This is a genomic window from Marinobacterium rhizophilum (assembly GCF_024397915.1).
Classification (GTDB): Bacteria; Pseudomonadota; Gammaproteobacteria; order Pseudomonadales; family Balneatricaceae; genus Marinobacterium_A; species Marinobacterium_A rhizophilum_A.
In genome coordinates this window covers 2,362,771-2,378,265 of the sequence record NZ_CP073347.1, presented here as the reverse complement: position 1 = coordinate 2,378,265, position 15,495 = coordinate 2,362,771, and the positions used below count along the sequence as shown (strand labels likewise).

12 protein-coding genes and 2 tRNA genes are annotated in these 15,495 nt (G+C 60.4%); 12 read left to right on the top strand and 2 right to left on the bottom strand.

What is annotated here, in order from left to right; translation table 11 throughout:
- Window positions 1-18 precede the first annotated feature (18 nt).
- Window positions 19-474 carry a YchJ family protein gene (locus KDW95_RS10740; RefSeq protein ID WP_255856265.1) on the bottom strand — a complete coding sequence of 152 codons (456 nt, stop codon included), beginning with the start codon at window positions 472-474 and terminating at the stop codon, window positions 19-21.
- Window positions 475-651: 177 nt separating this feature from the next.
- Here KDW95_RS10740 and sbcB point away from each other — a divergent pair, with 177 nt between their 5' ends.
- Window positions 652-2,115: an exodeoxyribonuclease I gene (gene sbcB / locus KDW95_RS10735; protein ID WP_255856264.1), complete on the top strand. Its 1,464-nt coding sequence runs from the start codon at window positions 652-654 to the stop codon at window positions 2,113-2,115.
- On the top strand, window positions 2,112-2,489 hold the full coding sequence (locus KDW95_RS10730) for a hypothetical protein (protein WP_255856263.1): 378 nt from the start codon (window positions 2,112-2,114) through the stop codon (window positions 2,487-2,489). Before sbcB ends, KDW95_RS10730 begins: the two co-directional genes overlap by 4 nt.
- A gap of 34 nt (window positions 2,490-2,523) precedes the next feature.
- Here the strand turns inward: KDW95_RS10730 and KDW95_RS10725 are convergent, their stop codons facing one another.
- Window positions 2,524-5,391, bottom strand: coding sequence for an insulinase family protein (locus KDW95_RS10725; protein WP_255856262.1), 2,868 nt, complete (start codon window positions 5,389-5,391; stop codon window positions 2,524-2,526).
- Between the two features lie 219 nt (window positions 5,392-5,610).
- Between KDW95_RS10725 and KDW95_RS10720 the strand changes: the two genes are divergently transcribed.
- The 10 genes from KDW95_RS10720 to KDW95_RS10675 all read left to right on the top strand — a co-directional run bounded on the left by KDW95_RS10720 (window position 5,611) and on the right by KDW95_RS10675 (window position 15,491).
- Complete coding sequence (locus KDW95_RS10720) at window positions 5,611-5,991, top strand: DUF6394 family protein (protein WP_255856261.1); 381 nt, start codon at window positions 5,611-5,613, stop codon at window positions 5,989-5,991.
- 13 nt (window positions 5,992-6,004) lie between these two features.
- The gene (locus KDW95_RS10715; protein WP_255856260.1) at window positions 6,005-7,702 is read left to right on the top strand and encodes a potassium channel family protein; all 1,698 of its coding nucleotides are present in this window, start codon (window positions 6,005-6,007) and stop codon (window positions 7,700-7,702) included.
- Window positions 7,702-8,622 (top strand): DMT family transporter, encoded by a 921-nt coding sequence (locus KDW95_RS10710; protein WP_255856259.1) that lies wholly within the window; start codon window positions 7,702-7,704, stop codon window positions 8,620-8,622. The genes KDW95_RS10715 and KDW95_RS10710 overlap by 1 nt, the downstream gene beginning before the upstream one ends.
- On the top strand, window positions 8,622-9,485 hold the full coding sequence (locus KDW95_RS10705) for a Tim44 domain-containing protein (RefSeq protein WP_255856258.1): 864 nt from the start codon (window positions 8,622-8,624) through the stop codon (window positions 9,483-9,485). The genes KDW95_RS10710 and KDW95_RS10705 overlap by 1 nt, the downstream gene beginning before the upstream one ends.
- Before the next feature lie 122 nt (window positions 9,486-9,607).
- A tRNA-Met gene (locus KDW95_RS10700) sits at window positions 9,608-9,684 on the top strand.
- A 734-nt stretch (window positions 9,685-10,418) separates the two neighbouring features.
- Window positions 10,419-10,495, top strand: a tRNA-Met gene (locus tag KDW95_RS10695).
- Window positions 10,496-11,189: 694 nt separating this feature from the next.
- Complete coding sequence (gene purU, locus KDW95_RS10690; protein ID WP_255856257.1) at window positions 11,190-12,050, top strand: formyltetrahydrofolate deformylase; 861 nt, start codon at window positions 11,190-11,192, stop codon at window positions 12,048-12,050.
- A gap of 67 nt (window positions 12,051-12,117) precedes the next feature.
- Window positions 12,118-13,026, top strand: coding sequence for a bifunctional methylenetetrahydrofolate dehydrogenase/methenyltetrahydrofolate cyclohydrolase FolD (gene folD / locus KDW95_RS10685; RefSeq protein ID WP_255856256.1), 909 nt, complete (start codon window positions 12,118-12,120; stop codon window positions 13,024-13,026).
- A 78-nt stretch (window positions 13,027-13,104) separates the two neighbouring features.
- Window positions 13,105-13,614, top strand: coding sequence for a Crp/Fnr family transcriptional regulator (locus tag KDW95_RS10680; protein ID WP_255856255.1), 510 nt, complete (start codon window positions 13,105-13,107; stop codon window positions 13,612-13,614).
- Window positions 13,615-13,673: 59 nt separating this feature from the next.
- Window positions 13,674-15,491 carry an ABCB family ABC transporter ATP-binding protein/permease gene (locus tag KDW95_RS10675; protein ID WP_255856254.1) on the top strand — a complete coding sequence of 606 codons (1,818 nt, stop codon included), beginning with the start codon at window positions 13,674-13,676 and terminating at the stop codon, window positions 15,489-15,491.
- Window positions 15,492-15,495 lie beyond the last annotated feature (4 nt).

Here is a 15,495-nt window from a genome sequence, read left to right as displayed (position 1 = left end):
AATGTTGCCCTCGGGCGGCTAGCCCCGAGTGGCCGGCAGGAATTGCGCATCGCCATCAACATAGTACCAGCGGCCGTTGTCGCGCCTGAAACGGGAGCGCTCGTGCAGCCGCCCGGGCTGAGCATCGGCGATGTAAAAGGCTTCGAATTCCACCGTGCCTGTGGAATCCTGGTCCGTGCCCGCGTCTACTGCAATGATGTTCAGTCCGGTCCAGCGGGTGGTTCTGAACTGTCGTTTCAGCTGGCCGCGTTCGCCCGGCTGGCGTTTTTCCGGTGCCAGGGTATCAATCAGGTAGGATGCGAGACCCAGAGCAAAGGCACTGTAGCGCGAGCGCATCAGGCTTTCTGCGCTGCCGGCCGGTCGTTTGCCGCTAATGGCGGGCTCGCAGCAGTCAAGGTAGCGCCGGTCGCTCCGGCAGGGGCAGGGCAGCGTGGCCAGATCCGGCGTACGGGCGGCTGATTTTTTCTTCGACATGGGTCTGTATCGGGCCTGTCAAGGTGGCGGGGCTGAAATGGATCGGTGGCGTCCGAGCTGTTAGGCTTTACTGCAGTCTGCTCCGGGGCGCCGCCGAATTCGCCCTATAGTCTAAACAGGATCCGCCGTGGCGTCTGCCGGCGGATCGATCAACTTTATCAGGGAAGCCTCGATCCGATGTCTGTCTCCGCCACGCTGACCTTTTTCTGGCACGATTACGAAACATTCGGCGCTGATCCCAAGCGCGACCGCCCGGCGCAGTTTGCCGGGGTCCGTACCGACATGGCGTTGAATATCATCGAGGAACCGGTGATGTTCTATTGCAAGCCTGCGGACGATTTTCTGCCCAACCCCGAAGCCTGCCTGATAACGGGCATCACGCCGCAGCAGGCGCTGGTGGAGGGTGTCTGCGAGGCCGAGTTCATCGCCCGCATCCACGCCGAAATGGCGCGCCCGGGCACCTGCGGCGTCGGTTACAACAGCATCCGTTTTGACGATGAAGTCACCCGCTACACGCTGTATCGCAATTTTTATGATCCCTATGCGCGCGAGTGGCAGAATGACTGTTCGCGCTGGGACATTATCGACATGCTGCGCCTGACCCGGGCGTTGCGCCCAGAGGGTATCGAGTGGCCGAAGTACGACGACGGTACTCCCAGCCTGCGGCTCGAAGACCTGACCCGCGCCAACGGCGTTGACCATGGTCATGCCCATGATGCGCTATCGGATGTCTATGCCACTATTGCCATGGCCAAGCTGGTGCGAGAGCGGCAACCGAAACTGTATGACTATGTGCTGAAAAACCGGGGCAAGCGAGCGGTGCAGGCGCTGCTGGATGTGGCCACCAAAAAACCGGTGCTGCATGTGTCATCACGCTACCCGGCCGAGTGGGGTAACTGTGCCATTGTGGCGCCACTGGCGGTGCATCCGGTCAACCGCAACAGCGTTATCGTCTGGGATCTTCGGGTCGATCCGACGCCGCTGCTGAGCCTGCCGGCCGAGGAAATTCGTCGCCTGATGTATACCCGTACCGAGGACCTTGAGCCCGGCACGGCCCGCATCGCGCTCAAGCAGGTGCATATCAACAAGTGCCCAGTCGTTGCGCCCGCTGGGATGCTTACGGGCACAGAGGCCAGGCGGTTGCAGATCGATGGCGACAGCTGCCGCACCCACTTGCAGATTTTGCGCAGCTTTGATGGCCTGCAGGCCACCTTGGCAGAGGTGTTTGGTGAGAGTGATTTCGATACACCATCCGACCCGGACCAGATGCTCTATAGCGGTGGTTTTTTTGGCGAGGCGGATAAGGCCGCCATGGCGCGGATTCGGGATTGCGACCCGCAGGCGCTGGGTGCGCTGGAACTGGCGTTTCAGGATCCGCGGCTGGAAGAAATGCTGCTGCGCTACAAGGCACGCAACTTCCCCGCCAGCCTGACGGATGACGAGCGCCTGCACTGGGAGGAATACCGCACGCGCAAGCTGCTGGGAGACAACACCGACGGCTACCTGGGCATGACGGCATTCTACGAAAAGCTGAATGCCCTCTACCAGGCGCCGGAGCGTACTGACGAACAACGGCGCATTCTGGAGGAGCTGAATGTCTATGCCGAAGCCATCTATCCGATGGAAGGCATGGACGGATGAAACGCCGGGTCCTCGGTGCCTGCCTGCTGAGCCTGCTGGCGCCGCCCTTGTGGGCCGAGGATGCCTTGCCCTATGCGCTGACCGAACCGCAGGGCTTTTCTTCCGGTCGCGTCGACGCCCGCAGCCATTACGACAACAAGGCAAGGGGCAGCCTGGACAGCGAACCGATGGCGGAGGTCAGCCCCCGGGACACAGGGCCAGGTCTGCCGGCCCCCTATATCGTGCCCTATGCCGTGGCGCCGCAAGCGACGGAAATATTGATCGGGCCGGCTCGCAGACCCGCCCCGCCCAGCGGCGAGGACCGGGTGTTCGAACAGATTCGCGCCGAACCGCGTTCGGCCTACCTCGAGGCTCTGCAACAGCAGGCTGACTGAACCTTACTGCAGCGAAGGCAGCCGGGCACCCGCTTCAGGCGCCCGGTACGAAAGCATCCGCTGCTTTGAGTGCGCCGATCGCGGTATCGGCGCGACGGGTCGTTTCCTGGACCTCGAAATCATCCCGAATGCTTTTGCCAAAACTGCGTACCAGCAGTCGACGCGTGCCGAGATCGGCGAACTGGCGCTGCAGGTCCGCGATGCTGAGTGCTTCGATGGCGGCTGCGAGCTGCTCGCGGCTGTTGAACCCCAGCTCCCCCCGGTCCAGTTCCTGCCAGTAGCGGCCGCTGCGCTGGCTCAGGCTGGTTTCCTTTTGCAGCAGGCGTGACAGGGTGCTGGCCTTGACCTCCTCCAGGCCGGCGGTATCCAGCTGGCTGAACAGTGGCGTTATCTCCTGCAGGAACGCTTGCATTTTTTGCTCCAGCATCAGCGGATCCGCCACCGGAGACTGTACCACCAGCGCGAGCCCCGGCACATTCAGCAGCGGCATTGCGCTGGCAAAGACGATATAGCCCAGCTGCTGTTCGGTGCGCAGCTCGTTATAGAAGGGGGATGACAGCATTTCCCCCAGCAGCATGTAGGCGGCACGGGTGCCAAGTGCCGTATCCTGACCCTGCAGGTAAAGGGTGACAGCGGAGTCCTGATGCTCCAGTTCCAGCGTCTGCACCAGTGCGTCGTCCGGGCTCAGCTGCACGACGTCGATGTTGGCGGGCTCGGCAACCTGCGCACTAGCGCGCAGTACCTGGTTAACCCGCTGTGCCAGGGTCAGGGCTTCGTCCGCCCCGCGGTTGCCGTGGGACAGCACCCGCAGGCGGGTCTGGGCCAGCAGCCGGGGTACGAAGCGCTGCAGTTGCGCGAGGGAAACAGACTCCAGCGCGGCCAGCTTCTGTTCGCTTGACCACTGCGGCAGCAGCAGGCTGTACAACTCGCCGGTGGTCTGGTTGTACGGCGTGTCGTTGCGCTCGTTGGCCAGTTCCTGGGCGTACTGCCGGCGCACCAGGGCAAAGCGGTCGGGGTCCAGGTCCGGATTCACCATCGCCGCCAGCAGGGCATCTAGCAGCAGCGGCTGGCGTTCGTTGTAGCCCGAAACGCGTACGCTGACGCCCTTCATGTGGGGGTACAGGCTCAGGGAGAGCCCTGCCAGGGCGGCGTCATACAGGGTTTCATTGAGCTGGTCGTTTACCATGCGGGTGTACAGCGTTGTCAGTACGGCGCCACCGGCATCGGCGTTGGCCGGTGCCGACAGTAGCGAGAAGTAGAAGTCAGCCTTGGGTACACGAAATTCCGTATCCTGCTGGTGCCACAGCTCCAGCCCGTTTTGGGACAGCAGGGCCCGGGGGCGGTTGCCGGCCACAGCGTCGTCGGAGGCTTGCAGAGGCTTGAGCTCCAGGTTCGTCGCGAGGTAGGGGTTGAGCGAGCGGATGGCAAGCACGTCATCCCCGGCGGGGTTGCGGCGCCACTGGGACAGCTGTGCATCACCGAGTGGCGTGATGCGATAGCCGGTCTGGTACCAGGGGTCGACCTGGTCGGTGTCCAGGTCCTGTGCCAGCCGCGTGAGCTGCATGTTGTCCGGGCGCACCGGCGCCAGAAAGCGGCGGATCAGCTCGGCGTCAAATTCGTCAAATCGATAGTGGGCATCCAGCACATGTTCGGCCGGGTAGTCCTGCAGCCCTCGCGCCAGCTGGCGGACATAGTGGATGGGAGAGCTGGGTTCGATAAAGCGAAAGCGGGTGGCATTGAGCTGGCGCTCTTCGGCGTAGAGCTGCGGGTCGATGCCGCTTTGGCGCAGCAGGCGCACATAGCTGAAAAAGAGTGCGGTGACCTCTTCGTAATGCTCAAAGCCCTGTTCCGTCAGGTCAATATTGACACTCAGCGAGGAGGCGTTGGGCAGATCCAGGCCCGCCGAGGCGCCCAGGCCATTGGCCCAGCCCCGCGCTTTAAGGGCCGATAGCAGGCTGCCCTTGCCTTCGTAACCGATCAGGCTCGACAGGTAGTACAGCGGTTTCTGGGCCCAGTAGTCCCTGGCTGGCGGCAGCGGGAAACTGAGGCTCAGCTCCCGGGTATCATCCAGGGTGCGGATATCGAGTCGGGCGGGCAGGGTGCCGGGCCTGTAGAGTGGCCTGGTGTCACGAAAGGCTGTGGCATCGAAGTTCTTGACCGCCGCAAAGCGGCTTTCGACCATGTGGCGCAGCTCATCGACGGGCTCGCGGCCGAGAACCACCAGGGTCATCAGGTTGGCCGAGTAGTAGCGTGCGTAAAAGTCGAGCAGATCCTGGCGCAGTGCTCCAGGCGTGTCGTTGGAGAGGGTCTCGAGGTTGCCGACGTTGAACTGGCTGAAGCTGTGCTCGGGGTTGGTCAGGCGCTTGTAGGTACTCCAGATGCGGCGGCCATCGTCACGCAGGCCGCTCTGGTATTCGGAATTGACGGCATTGCGCTCGCGATCGACATAGGTCTCATTGAACAGCGGAGCGATAAAAAACTGCGAGAAGCGATCCAGCGCAGGTGCCAGGTTCTCGGCGCTGACATCAAAAAAGTAGTTGGTGTTGTCGTAGGAGGTGTAGGCGTTGTGACTGCCGCCGCTGGCGCGGATAAAAGCCTGATAGGCGCCGGCCTGGGGGTACTTTTCGGTCCCCAGAAACAGCATGTGCTCCAGGAAGTGTGCCAGTCCCATGCGCTCTTTAGGGTCGGCATTGGAGCCGACATCCACATCCAGTGATGCCGCAGCCTTGTCGGTGCCGGGATCCGATATCACCAGCACTCTGAGCTGGTTGTCCAGCGTGAAATTCAGGTAGTCCCGGTTGTCGTTGGGGCTGACATTGATGCGGCTCTCGGCCAGGGCCGGCAGACTGAGCAGCCAGACACAGAGTACGAACAGGGGGGCGGCGAAACGGGGTTGTCTCATGGAGTCTTTGGGTCCTTGGATACCGGCGACAGGGTCAACATACTACTGAGCCCGCGCATGACTTGCTACTCACAGTTGTGAGCCTTGTGACTGTGTTCTGAACGCAAAGTTCGGCCGGCGCCAATTTCTGCCAGCTGCATGCCAACCTGCGTGGCAGTGACGGGCTACAGTCGATACAATCGGGGTCTTACAGGCCTGTCGATCACGCAAGGGATTTCCATGAACCGTGAAAAAGTGATTTTTGCCTTTTTTATCGTGCTGGCGCTGACGCTGAATTTTGGCTTCTTTATCGGCGAAACGAGCAACCCCAATCACCACAATGTGTATGAGCTCTTTGCCGCCCTGGTCGCCAGCCTGATCTGTACCGTGCTGAAGTTCGGTGATCGCACCCATGTGGGGGCCATGATGCTGGCAACCAGCCTGGTGGCGGATCTGCAGCTGGTAGCGGCTGCGGTTATCTGGGGTTATGCCGCCCAGGTGGGCGGGGGTGTCGATGAGATGATCCTGGCCAGCGTGGTGTCCCTGTCGGGCGGTGCGCTGATGGCCAATATCCTTTCGGTGGTGCTGCTGGTGGTCGAGACCGTGCTGGTCCGGCGCTGACCGGCGCGCTGCCATGAATGATGTCATCTATATACTGCTGCGCCGGCTACGAGCGCCGCTGGTCACGCTGATCCTGGTGTATGCGGTGTCTGTGCTGGGGCTGGTACTTATACCGGGGCAGGATGACCAGGGGCAGCCCTGGCGCATGGATTTTTTTCACGCCTTCTATTTTGTTTCCTTCATGGGCTCGACCATCGGTTTTGGCGAAGTCCCCTATCCCTTTACCGACGCTCAGCGTTTCTGGACCCTGGCCTGCATCTACGCCACCGTGATCGCCTGGTTGTACAGCATCGGTACCCTGCTGGCGTTGCTGCAGGAGCCGGCTTTCGGGCGCTTGATGCGCCGGCGAGCCTTCGTCAACGAGGTGCGACGCTTGCGAGAGCCGTTCTACCTGGTATGCGGTTATGGCGTTACCGGCAGCCTGGTGGTGAAAAAGCTGGCAGCACGGGAAATGCGCACCGTTGTGCTGGAGCTGAAGCAGGAACGGGTCGATGCGTTGGAAATGGACGGGCTCTCGATTCGCGTGCCGCGCCTGTGTGCCGATGCATCCCTGCCGGATATGCTTCACGATGCCGGCTTGCGTCATGCGTGCTGTATTGGTGTGCTGGCGCTGACCGACGATGACCAGGCCAATCTGTCCATCGCCATTGCCAGCAAGGTGCTGGTGCCCGAGCGCATGGTGATCAGCCGTACCGAGTCCGATGTCACGACCGCCAACCTGGGCTCCTTCGGCACCGACCTGGTGGTGGACCCGTTTCGCGCCTACGCCGAGTACCTGGTGCTGACGACCCATGCCCCCTATACCCATCTGGTGTATGACTGGCTGCTCAACCCGCAGCACCGCCCGATGGCGACGGTACACAAGCGCCGGGAAGGGCGCTGGATCATCTGCGGCTATGGTCGCTTCGGGCGGGCGCTCTATGGGGCCTTCCGGCAGGCGGGTGTCGAGCTGACCCTGATTGATGAGGGCAAGGACGAACAGGCGTTGCCCGCGCCCCGCGTGCAGGGTATCGGTACCGAAGCCGTCACGCTGGAGGCCGCGGGTGTTACCGAGGCGGTGGGCATAGTGGCCGGCACCTTTCATGATGCCGACAACCTGTCGATCATCATGACGGCACGGGCACTGAACCCCAGGTTGACAACGGTGGTACGCCAGAACCTGGGCGAGAACGACCTGGTGTTCCAGAACTCCCGTGCCGACTTTGTGATGGAGCCGGGGCGTATTATCGCCAACCGGATTCTGGCGCAAATCAAAACGCCGCTGCTGCCGGTCTTTATCGAACGCATGCTGCGCGAGCATGACGATGTCTGGGCCCACGTGCTGCTCAATCGCATGAGTCATGTCGTGGGGGAGCGGGAGCTCGACAGCTGGAGCTTTCGGCTGTGTGACGAGGAAACCCCCGCGCTGCTGATGCTGCAACAGGAGCAGGTGCTGAAACTGCGCACCCTGATGAAGGACCCGCGGGATCGCACGCGCAGCCTGCCCTGCATGCCACTGATGCACCGCCGTGGCGAGCAGGTGCGCTTGCTGCCGGGTGAGCTCTGCGAACTGCAGCAAGGGGATGAAATCCTGTTTTGTGGCCTGAGCGAAGCCCTGCATAAAATGGAGTGGACAGTGAATAATTACAACCAGTTGCAATACCTTCTCACCGGTCGGGAGCACAGCGATACTCTGCTGTCGCGCTTGCTGCACCGCGGAGGCAAGCACTGATGGCTCAGCTGCTGCTGGTATTTACCGTGCTGTTCTGGGTTGGAAACTCTGTAATGGCACGGGCGATTCACCTGGAATTTCCGCCGGTAACGCTGGCAGCCTCGCGCTGGACCCTGGCCATGCTGATTCTGCTGCCTTTTGTATTGCCGCGTATTCGGCGTGAATGGGCCGTGATTCGCGCCCACTGGCCGGTGATCCTGTTGCTCTCGATACTCGGGGTCTCCTGTTTCAATACCTTTATTTACAGTGGCTTGCAGACCACCACAGCGACCAACACCACCCTGATGCACTCGATGATTCCGGTGCTGATTCTGCTGATCAGTCGATTTTTTCTGCACCATGCCGTCAGTATGCGCCAGTGGCTGGGGGTCAGCCTGTCGCTCTGTGGTGTGCTGGTGCTACTGAGTCAGGCCAGCCTGGGGGCCTTGTTGAGTCTCGAGTTCAACCGCGGGGATCTGTGGGTCTTTCTGGCCGTGGCCGACTGGGCGCTTTACTCGGTGCTGCTGCGTTACAAGCCGCTTGAACTCAGCGGCCTGGCCTTTCTGGGGATCACCATTTCCGTGGGCGCGGTGATGCTCTGGCTACCGGCGGTGCTTGAACTCAGCCAGGGGCGCATGCCGGAATTCTCGCTGCAGACCGGCGGGACCGTGCTCTACATGGCCATCTTCCCGTCGATTCTGGCGTATCTGTGCTGGAATCGTGGTGTGGCGGAACTTGGCGCGCCGGTAGCGGGTCTGTTTATCCATCTTATGCCGCTGTTTGGGCTGCTGATGTCGGTATTGTTTCTTGGGGAGCAGGTTCAGGCTTTTCATTTTATCGGGATAGCCCTAATATTCGCTGGCATTTATCTGGCTGTGGTTACTGATACACTGCGTAACCTGCAACCAACCAAAACACAGGAGCCTTCATGCAAAAGCTGATGACTATAATGTTCGCCGTTTTTCTGAGTTTTACCCTGCTGACGCCAGAGGCCGACGCGGGCAAGCGCTTTGGCGGTGGTAGCAGCATTGGCAAGAGCTTCTCCATGCCCAAGAAAACGACCGCCCCCGCGGCAACGTCGTCCACCACTCAGCAGAAAGCGGCTGCACCGGCCACGGCGCCACGCAAGTCGGGCTTTGGTGGCATGCTCGGCGGCCTGCTGGCCGGTGGCCTGCTGGCGTCCCTGTTCATGGGCGGTGCCTTTGAAGGCATGCAGATGATGGACTTCCTGCTGATCGCGCTGCTGGCCTTCGCGGCTTTCAAGCTGTTTGCCATGTTCCGCCGTCAGAATGCTCCGGCCTATGCCGGTGCCGGTGGTGCACCGGTGCAGGGTCACGCCGATCCTGTACAGAACGAGCCGATGGCGCGCACGGCTGCCCAGGCTGAGCCTGCGGCGGGTGCCGGATTTGGCGCAGGGCTTGGCAACAGCGAGATTGAGACACCGCAATGGTTCAACCGCGATGCCTTTGTGGTCGGTGCCCAGAAACACTTCAGTCACCTGCAGCAGTGCTGGGACGAGCAGAACTGGGATGAGATCCGCAGCTACGTCTCGCCTGAACTCTTTGCCGAGCTGCAGCAGGAGCGCGGCCAGCAGGGCGCGCAGAAGACTGAAGTGGTGTCTGTGATGGCGGAACTGGCAGGCTTTATCGACAACAAGGACCACGTGGTTGCCAGCATCAACTTCTATGGCTGGCTGAAGGAAGATTCCCATCAGACCACCGAGTTCAGCGAAGTCTGGCACCTGCAACGTGACATGTCGGTTGAGAATGCCGATTGGGTCATTGTGGGCATCGAGCAGCCCTGAGCATCAGGCCGCACCTGCGATACAGCGCTGTCGCAGGTGCACTAATATGCTGATTTATAAAATAAAATGCTAAAGGGGGTTGTGCTGTGCTGCAGCACTCTATAATATACGCCCCACGTTGATGCGGGGTGGAGCAGTCTGGTAGCTCGTCGGGCTCATAACCCGAAGGTCATAGGTTCAAATCCTGTCCCCGCTACCATATTAAAAAGTCAGATAATTAAATGTTTTCTGTCTTGAAAAAGGCCTGAAGATCGAAAGATCTCAGGCCTTTTTCGTTATTTGTAGCTTGTGAAAGAGCAAAAGCCGTCGGGCTCGCTCTTTATAAGTGCAGCGAAGGTCACAGGTTCAAAGCCTGTCCCCGCTACCTCTATTTAAGAGGAAAGCCTGTTACTGAAAAGTGACAGGCTTTTTTCGTTAGGCAGTATTGCGTTATGAGGTCTTACGGGCTGGATTAGGTAAAAATGCGTCGGGCTCGCTCTTTATAAGTGCAGCGAAGGTCACAGGTTCAAAGCCTGTCTCCGCTACCATATTTAGAGAAAGGCCCGAAGTGTAAAAGCTTCGGGCCTTTTTCGTTATTTTCAGCTTGTGTAGGAGCAAAAGCCGTCGGGCTCGCTCTTTATAAGTGCAGCGAAGGTCACAGGTTCAAAGCCTGTCCCCGCTACTATATTTAGAGAAAGGCCCGAAGTGTAAAAGCTTCGGGCCTTTTTCGTTATTTTCAGCTTGTGTAGGAGCAAAAGCCGTCGGGCTCGCTCTTCACAACTGCAGCGAAGGTCACAGGTTCAAAGCCTGTCTCCGCTAGCATGCTTGGAGAAAGGCCTGATGCTGAGAGGTGGCGGGTGTGCATTGTTGGGCGTGCAGGGAATTGGTATGCAGAAACGCGGCCAGGGGGGTTGTGCGGTGGGGCGGTCTTCTGTAGTATACGCCCCACGTTGATGCGGGGTGGAGCAGTCTGGTAGCTCGTCGGGCTCATAACCCGAAGGTCATAGGTTCAAATCCTGTCCCCGCTACCATATTTAGAGAAAGGCCCGAAGTGTAAAAGCTTCGGGCCTTTTTCGTTATTTTCAACTTGTGTAGGAGCAAAAGCCGTCGGGCTCGCTCTTTATAACTGCAGCGAAGGTCACAGATTCAAATTCTGTCTCCGCTACCATATTAAAAAGTCAGATAATTAAATGTTTTCTGTCTTGAAAAAGGCCTGAAGATCGTAAGATCTCAGGCCTTTTTCGTTATTTGTAGCTTGTGAAAGAGTAAAAGCCGTCGGGCTCGCTTTCTATAAGTGCAGGAAGGTCACGGGGGCGAATCTTGTCCCTGCTAGCAAATTTAGAGAGAGGGCTGGAGCCGAAAGATTCCGGCCCTTCGTCGTTGTTTCACGGCAATGCAGCCAGTCGTCGGGCTTGGGTTTCATCGCGATCGCGAGCAGGTGGGGGGTTGTGCCGCCTTGGTGTTGGCAAGATGCCCTGGCGAGTGTTTTGTGCGCTTGTGTGGGTGCGGTGTCGCTCCTGCTCACCCCTGATAGGGTGAGACTGGTAAGATAGGTGCGCCTGAGGGCTGTCTTCCAGCATGGAACGGTGCTGCAATACCGCACTGTGGCTGCCTCAGGCGGCATCGTGATGAAGCCTGGGGCGCCTTGGGGCTGGATTGCCGGCCTGATTTGCCGCTTCCGTCGGATGCTGCGCTTTAACGTACTGCAAGAGAATGAGAACTGTAATGAAAGACAAACCCGCTTATATCCTCCGGGTGTCCTGCCCCGGTCGTGTCGGAATTGTTGCTGCCATCGGCAACTTCATGGCGGATCGTGGCTGTTTTATCAAGGAATTGCACCAGTACGACGACCTCAGCACCGGGCGCTTCTTTTCGACCATCGAGTTCGTTTTTGAGGGCAACCACAAGCCCAGCGTGGCGCAGATCAAGGCGGCATTCGAGGTCACGGCGCTGCGCTTTGACATGGAGTGGGAGATCCACGATGCCACCGAGCCTGCGAAGGTGCTGATCATGGTTTCCAAGTATGACCACTGCCTGCGGGACCTGCTGTACCGCCGTGCCACCGGCGAGCTGAATATCGAGATAACAGCGGTGGTGTCCAACCATGAGGATCTGCGTTACATGGCCGAGCGCGAGGGGATTCCGTTCGTGCATCTGCCGGTAACCAAGGCCAACAAGGCCGAGCAGGAAGCGACCTTGCTGCGGCTGATCGACGATACCGCCAGCGAGCTGGTGGTACTGGCGCGTTACATGCAGGTACTGACGGACACCCTGTGCACGGCACTGGCCGGGCGTTGCATCAATATTCACCACTCCTTCCTGCCGGGCTTCAAGGGGGCCAAGCCCTATTACCAGGCCTACGAGCGCGGGGTGAAACTGATCGGTGCCACGGCTCATTATGTGACCGGAGATCTGGACGAGGGTCCGATTATCGAGCAGATGGTGGAACGGGTTGATCACGGCCATGATCCGCAGCACCTGACCCAGGTCGGTCGTGACATGGAGGCCCAGACGCTGGCCCGCGCCGTGAAGTATCATGTGCGCCGCCGGGTATTTCAGAACGGCCTGCGTACCGTCGTTTTTTAAGCATGCAAGTCAGGCGACTCCGTGCCTTCGATGGCCAGTGGCCGCCTGCAGAACAAGGGAAATCCAGATGAGTGAACTCGCACAGCCCCGGCAGCCGAACCTGCCGGTGGCCGCCCTGATCGACGGCAAGGCCTTTGCCGCCCGAGTGCGGGCTGAAGTCAAGCATGGCGCCCAGCAATTTGCCGCCAGTTGCGGTCGTCAGCCCGGGCTTGCGGTCGTGCTGGTGGGTAACGATGCCGCCAGCCAGGTGTATGTGCGTACCAAGGTACGCCAGGCCGCCGAGGCTGGCATTGCCTCCTTCCCGCACCTGCTGGATGCGGATACCAGCCAGGCACAGCTGCTGGCGCTGATAGCGTCGCTCAACGCAGACGACGCTGTTGACGGCATTCTGGTGCAGCTGCCGCTGCCGGCGGGACTCGACGAGTCGGCGGTGATCGAGGCGATAGACCCGGCCAAGGACGTGGACGGGTTTCACCCGGTGAATGTTGGCCGCCTGAGTGCCGGTCAGCCGTCTCTGGTGCCCTGCACGCCGCTGGGCTGCCTGCTGTTGTTGCAGGATCGCCTGGGGGGTCTTGCGGGCAGGAAGGCCGTGGTGGTGGGACGATCCAATATTGTCGGCAAGCCCATGGGCCAGCTGTTGCTCAATGCCCATTGCACGGTGACGACGGTGCATTCGCGCAGCCGTAACCTGGCACAGGAGTGTCGCCAGGCTGATATCCTGGTGGTGGCGGTAGGTCGCCCCGGCATGATCGGGGCCGATCATATCAAGCCCGGTGCGACCGTGCTGGATGTGGGCATTAACCGGGTGGGTGATGGCGCAGGCGGCTCCCGCCTGGTGGGCGATGTGGACTTCGCCGGAGCCAGCCGGGTCGCGGGTGCGCTGACGCCAGTGCCAGGTGGCATTGGCCCCATGACGGTGGCGTGCCTGCTGCGCAATACCCTCACTGCCGCACGGCTGCGCACGCCAGCGGCCTGATGGCAGACCCTGCAGGGCGACTATATTGAAGGTAGTCGCTCAGCTATTGCAGCGCTGAATCCACGCAGGAGAAGGCGGATGAAAACCCTGGATGTCGATGTTGTCATGGAATGGCTGGGTCGATCCTATTTTCACGAACTCTCAACCTTTGGCGCCCTGTCCGAGGCTGCCGTGCTCTTTCTGCTCTGCGGTGGGCGCCTGCTGCAGCTGCACCGGGGCGACCTGCTGTACCGGGCGGGCGAGCCGGCGGATGCGTTTTACGTCATTTTGCAAGGCGATCTGCGGTTCTACAAACAGGCCGAAGGGCAGGATGTGCTGACGCGACACTTCGGCCGCGGCGAGTTGCTGGGGTTCGACGCCATGATCGGCCTGCACCCCCGTTCCGGTACCGCGGTGGCGGGGGAGGATACCCTGGTGCTGGAGGTTGGCAGTGCGCTGTTCTTTGATCTGCATACGCAGTTTGCGGCGGACTTTGGCCTGATGATGATAAACCTGTCCCGGGAGCTGTCGCGCGAGATTGCACTGCTTGAAAATGTCATCGGTCAGAGCCTTGGCTGGCATTCCCCGCAGAACAACCCTGAAGTCTGACTCTGCGGGCGGTATAGTAGCTGCCTTTGGGTTTTCCATTTATCAGCCAGGGCCGCGCCATGAAGCATCGCTCGTACCATCCGGAGGCGGACGATTCCACCATCAACCTGCAGACCCTGCGGGCGCTGATTCCGTATCTGCTCGAATACCGCAGCCGCATTCTGCTGGCGCTGGGCTGTCTGGTGGCGGCCAAGCTTGCCAGTGTCGGCATGCCCTTTATTCTCAAGCATATCGTCGATGCCATGGATGCCGGCGCCGGCGCTCCGGTGGCGTTGCCGCTGGGCCTGTTGCTGGCCTACGGTTCCGTGCGCTTTATCAATGTGCTGTTTGGCGAGATACGCGACACGCTGTTTGGCCGTGTGACCGAACGGGCCATGCGCCGTATCGGTCTTGCGGTCTTCAATCATCTGCATGCGCTGGAGCTGGATTTTCACCTCAATCGCAGCACCGGCGGCCTGTCGCGGGATATCGAGCGCGGTGTGTCGGGCGTCAGTTTCCTGATGCGCTTCATGGTCTTCAACATTGTGCCGACGCTGCTGGAAATCGCCCTGGTCATCGGCCTGCTGCTGGCCAACTACTCGGCCTGGTTTGCCCTGATCACGCTGCTGGCCGTGGTGCTCTATGTGGCCTATTCGGTGGTGGCCACGGACTGGCGCACCGGCTACGTACGGGCCGCGAACAAGGCGGACTCACAGAGCAACTCCCGTGCGGTGGACAGCCTGCTGAATTACGAGACGGTAAAATACTTCACCAACGAGCGCTACGAGGCTGGACGCTACGACAGCGACCTGGAGGAGTGGGAGGTCGCGCGGCGCAAGAACCGGCTGACACTCTTTGCGCTCAATGGCGGTCAGGCCCTGATCATTGGCCTGGCGATGACCGCCATGATGGTGCTGGCAGGGCGCAATGTGGTGGCCGGCAGCATGACGCTGGGTGACTTCGTACTGATCAATGCCTTTATGATGCAGCTGTTTATGCCGCTGAATTTTCTCGGTTTCGTGTATCGGGAAATGAAGGGGTCCCTGGCCAACATCGAGCGCATGTTTGCCCTGATGCGCCGTGCCCCGGCCATTCAGGATGCCGAGCAAGCCCGGGAGCTGCACATCAGCCGGGGCGAGATCGAGTTTCGTGGGGTGGATTTTGGCTATGGACCTGAGCGCCGGATTCTCGATGGCATCAACCTGCGGGTGCGGCCGCGGCAGAAGGTCGCGGTGGTGGGCGCCAGCGGTTCCGGCAAGTCGACCCTGGTCAAGCTGCTGTTCCGGTTTTATGACGTGGGGGCAGGTGCGGTGCTGATCGATGGCCAGGATATCCGCTCGGTCAGTCAGGAGTCCCTGCGTCGCGCCATCGGCATCGTTCCCCAGGATACGGTGCTGTTTAATGCCTCGATCTACGAAAATATCCGCTATGGCCGCATTGAAGCCAGCGAGGCGGAGATTGACGAAGCGATTCGCCTGGCGCACCTGGATGGCTTTATCGCCCGCCTGCCGAACGGTCGTGACACTCTCGTCGGGGAGCGCGGGCTCAAGCTCAGCGGTGGGGAGAAGCAGCGTGTGGCGATTGCTCGCACGATCCTCAAACGTCCGCCCATCCTGGTATTCGATGAGGCCACCTCATCCCTGGACAGCCGCTCGGAGCGCAGTATTCTGCAGGCTATCCGTGAGGTATCCCGGGGTCAGACCAGCCTGGTGATCGCCCACCGGCTGTCCACCATCGTTGATGCGGACCATATTGTGGTGATGCAGGAAGGGCGTATTGTCGAGCAGGGCAGTCATCATGCACTGCTGGCGCAAAACGGCAGCTATGCGCACCTCTGGCATATTCAGCAGCAACAGCAGAAGCAGCACGAACCCTCGGGTGACGAGGTGGCCGGCTAGACGG

Coding starts and splice junctions, on each gene's coding strand:
- KDW95_RS10740 (WP_255856265.1), bottom strand. CDS start 474: ATGTCGAAGAAAAAATCAGCCGCCCGTACGCCGGATCTGGCCACGCTG.
- sbcB (WP_255856264.1), top strand. CDS start 652: ATGTCTGTCTCCGCCACGCTGACCTTTTTCTGGCACGATTACGAAACA.
- KDW95_RS10730 (WP_255856263.1), top strand. CDS start 2,112: ATGAAACGCCGGGTCCTCGGTGCCTGCCTGCTGAGCCTGCTGGCGCCG.
- KDW95_RS10725 (WP_255856262.1), bottom strand. CDS start 5,391: ATGAGACAACCCCGTTTCGCCGCCCCCCTGTTCGTACTCTGTGTCTGG.
- KDW95_RS10720 (WP_255856261.1), top strand. CDS start 5,611: ATGAACCGTGAAAAAGTGATTTTTGCCTTTTTTATCGTGCTGGCGCTG.
- KDW95_RS10715 (WP_255856260.1), top strand. CDS start 6,005: ATGAATGATGTCATCTATATACTGCTGCGCCGGCTACGAGCGCCGCTG.
- KDW95_RS10710 (WP_255856259.1), top strand. CDS start 7,702: ATGGCTCAGCTGCTGCTGGTATTTACCGTGCTGTTCTGGGTTGGAAAC.
- KDW95_RS10705 (WP_255856258.1), top strand. CDS start 8,622: ATGACTATAATGTTCGCCGTTTTTCTGAGTTTTACCCTGCTGACGCCA.
- purU (WP_255856257.1), top strand. CDS start 11,190: ATGAAAGACAAACCCGCTTATATCCTCCGGGTGTCCTGCCCCGGTCGT.
- folD (WP_255856256.1), top strand. CDS start 12,118: ATGAGTGAACTCGCACAGCCCCGGCAGCCGAACCTGCCGGTGGCCGCC.
- KDW95_RS10680 (WP_255856255.1), top strand. CDS start 13,105: ATGAAAACCCTGGATGTCGATGTTGTCATGGAATGGCTGGGTCGATCC.
- KDW95_RS10675 (WP_255856254.1), top strand. CDS start 13,674: ATGAAGCATCGCTCGTACCATCCGGAGGCGGACGATTCCACCATCAAC.